This window comes from Rhizomicrobium sp. (assembly GCF_056722145.1).
The window spans coordinates 1-2,984 of the sequence record NZ_JBWZET010000187.1 but is presented as its reverse complement, the minus strand read 5'-3'; the positions used below and the strand labels follow the sequence as shown (position 1 = coordinate 2,984).

Annotated in this window: 2 protein-coding genes; both read left to right on the top strand. The window is 64.0% G+C overall.

Going from position 1 to position 2,984, the window contains the following annotated elements:
- Positions 1 to 1,288: methyl-accepting chemotaxis protein (locus tag AC1P6P_RS09925; protein ID WP_481402282.1), on the top strand; the 1,288-nt coding region annotated here is incomplete at its 5' end.
- Between the two features lie 56 nt (positions 1,289 to 1,344).
- The coding region (locus AC1P6P_RS09920; RefSeq protein WP_481402281.1) for a methyl-accepting chemotaxis protein at positions 1,345 to 2,984 on the top strand (1,640 nt) is incomplete at its 3' end.

Genomic DNA, 2,984 nt, shown 5'->3' with positions numbered 1-2,984 from the left:
CAAGGTGATGGGGCGCCTCCACCGCCTCGATGCCTTCGTGCAGAAGCTGTCGATCGGCGATCTCACCGTCGATCCCGTCATCCTGTCGGACAAGGACACGCTCGGCAAAGGCTGCCAGAACCTGGTGACTACCGAACGCCGCATCGCCGAGATCATGGAGCACATCACGCTCGGCGACCTGTCGCACAAGCCGGTGCCGCGCTCCGACATCGACAAGCTCGTCACCGCCATGAAGAACATGGTCGAGTCGCTGCAGGGCGTAGCGGGAACCGCGACCCGCATCGCCACCGGCGACCTCACCGTCAACGTCAAGCTGCAGTCGGACAAGGACGAGATCGGCAAGGCTCTCGACACCATGGTCGAGCGCCTGCGCGGCGTGGTCGGCGACGCCATCTCGGCCGCCGGCAATGTCTCCTCGGGCAGCCAGCAGCTATCCTCCGCCGCCGAACAGGTGAGCCAGGGCGCCGCCGAGCAGGCCGCCGCCGCCGAAGAGGCTTCCGCCTCGATGGAACAGATGGCGGCGAACATCAAACAGAATGCCGACAACGCCAGCCAGACCGAGAAGATTTCCAAGCAGTCCGCCAAGGACGCGGAAGCGTCGGGCACGGCGGTGACCAAGGCGGTGGAGGCGATGCGCACCATCGCGGAGAAAATCACCATCGTGCAGGAAATCGCCCGCCAGACCGACCTGCTCGCGCTCAATGCGGCGGTGGAAGCGGCCCGCGCCGGCGAACACGGCAAGGGCTTCGCGGTGGTCGCCTCGGAAGTTCGCAAGCTCGCCGAAAGGAGCCAGCTCGCCGCGACCGAGATCAGCAGCCTGTCGAGCGACACCGTCAAGGCGGCCCAGACCGCCGGCGAAATGCTGGCGAAGCTGGTGCCCGACATACGCCGCACCGCGGAACTCGTGTCCGAAATCTCCGTCGCCTGCCGCGAACAGGATGTCGGCGCATCGCAGATCAACGAAGCGATCCAGCAGCTCGACAAGGTCACCCAGCAGAACGCCGCCGCCTCGGAAGAGATGTCGGCGACCAGCGAGGAACTCGCGGCGCAATCGGAGGAGATGCAATCTTCCATCGCCTACTTCCGTACCGACGATGCCCGCGCCCCGGCCACGGCGCCGAAACGGGCCGCTCCGGCTACGCACATGCAAGGCAAGGTCAAGGTGCGGCCGTCGAAAGCCAAACCGGCGACCGTCGCCGAACAGCAAGCCCGCGCCAAAGGCTTCGCCCTCGACATGAGCCATGGCGGACGCGACGAAAACGACGACGGCTTTCGCGACTACGCCTGAGCCCTGAAACCAAGTGCCGCGAACAAGATCAAAATAACACCCCCAGGGAGGGGACCATGCGCTTTACCATCAAACTGAAACTTGGCCTCGCCTTCGGCCTCATCGCAATCATGCTGGTGACCGCCTCGTACATCGGCATTTCGAGCCTGGCGGCCATGAATGCGACGATGAACACGCTGACCGGCACCTATGTCGACCGGCTGTCCACGGCCAAGGAAGTCAAGATCGACATCCTCGATTTCGTCCGCAACGAGAAGAACATCATTCTCGAAACCGACGATGCCAAGATGCGCGCCTATGACGACAAGCTCACCGACCTGCGCCGGCAGATCGACGACGACATCGCCCATGGCACCAAGATCGCCAGCGAAAAAGGGCGCGTTCTCTACGAGTCGATCAGTTCGGACTGGGAGCAGATCAAACCCCTCGACAACAAACTTCGCGAGCTCGCGCTGGCCAATCGCAACGACGAGGCCAAGGCGCTGTCGACAGGTCAGATCAGCAAGCTCAACAACAGCCTGCAGAAGACGACCGACGATATCGTCAACATCGTCAAGACGGGAATGGACAACGCCGTCACGGATGCCGCAACCGAATACGCCAACACGCGCGCGCTTCTGATCGGCGTCGTCGTGTTCGCGCTGCTGTTGTCGATCGCGACCGCCGCGTGGGTGATGATTTCGATCAGTGCCGGGCTCAAGAAGATCAACCTGATGGCCCAGGCGGTGGCGATCGGCGATCTCGACCAGCGCATCGAGGTCCGGACCAACGACGAAATCAAGGACGTGGTCGTCTCGGTCAACATCATGACCGCCAATTTGCGCGCCACCGCCGCCATGGCCGACCAGATCGCGGCCGGCGATCTCACCGTGCAGCCGAAACCGCTGTCGGAGAAGGACAAGCTCGGCATGGCGCTGGAGAGCATGGTCGAGCGCCTCAGGGGTGTCGTCGGCGATGCCATCGCGGCCGCCAACAATGTCTCGTCGGGCAGCCAGGAATTGTCGTCCTCGTCCGAGCAGCTCAGCCAGGGCGCTACCGAACAGGCGTCGGCGGCGGAAGAAGCTTCGGCCTCGATGGAGCAGATGGCCGCCAACATCAAGCAGAACGCCGACAACGCCGCCCAGACCGAAAAGATTTCCAAGCAGTCGGCCAAGGATGCCGAAACCTCGGGCACGGCGGTCAACCGGGCGGTCGTCGCGATGCAGACGATTGCCGAGAAGATCACCATCGTGCAGGAAATCGCCCGCCAGACCGATCTGCTTGCCCTCAATGCGGCGGTGGAAGCAGCCCGCGCCGGCGAGCACGGCAAAGGCTTCGCGGTCGTAGCCTCGGAAGTGCGCAAGCTCGCCGAGAGAAGCCAGACCGCGGCCACCGAAATCAGCGGCCTGTCGAGCGAAACGGTGAAGGCCGCCCAAACCGCGGGCGAAATGCTGGCGAAGCTGGTACCCGACATCCACAAGACCGCCGAGCTCGTTTCCGAAATCTCCGCCGCCTGCCGCGAACAGGACATCGGCGCCAGCCAGATCAACCAGGCCATCCAGCAACTGGACAAGGTGACGCAGCAGAACTCGGCGGCGGCCGAGGAGATGTCCGCCACCTCCGAGGAACTGGCCGCCCAGGCGGAACAGCTCAATACCTCGGTGGCCTTCTTCCATCTGGCGGCCGAAGCGCGGAACGTGGCCGGCACGCCGAAAGC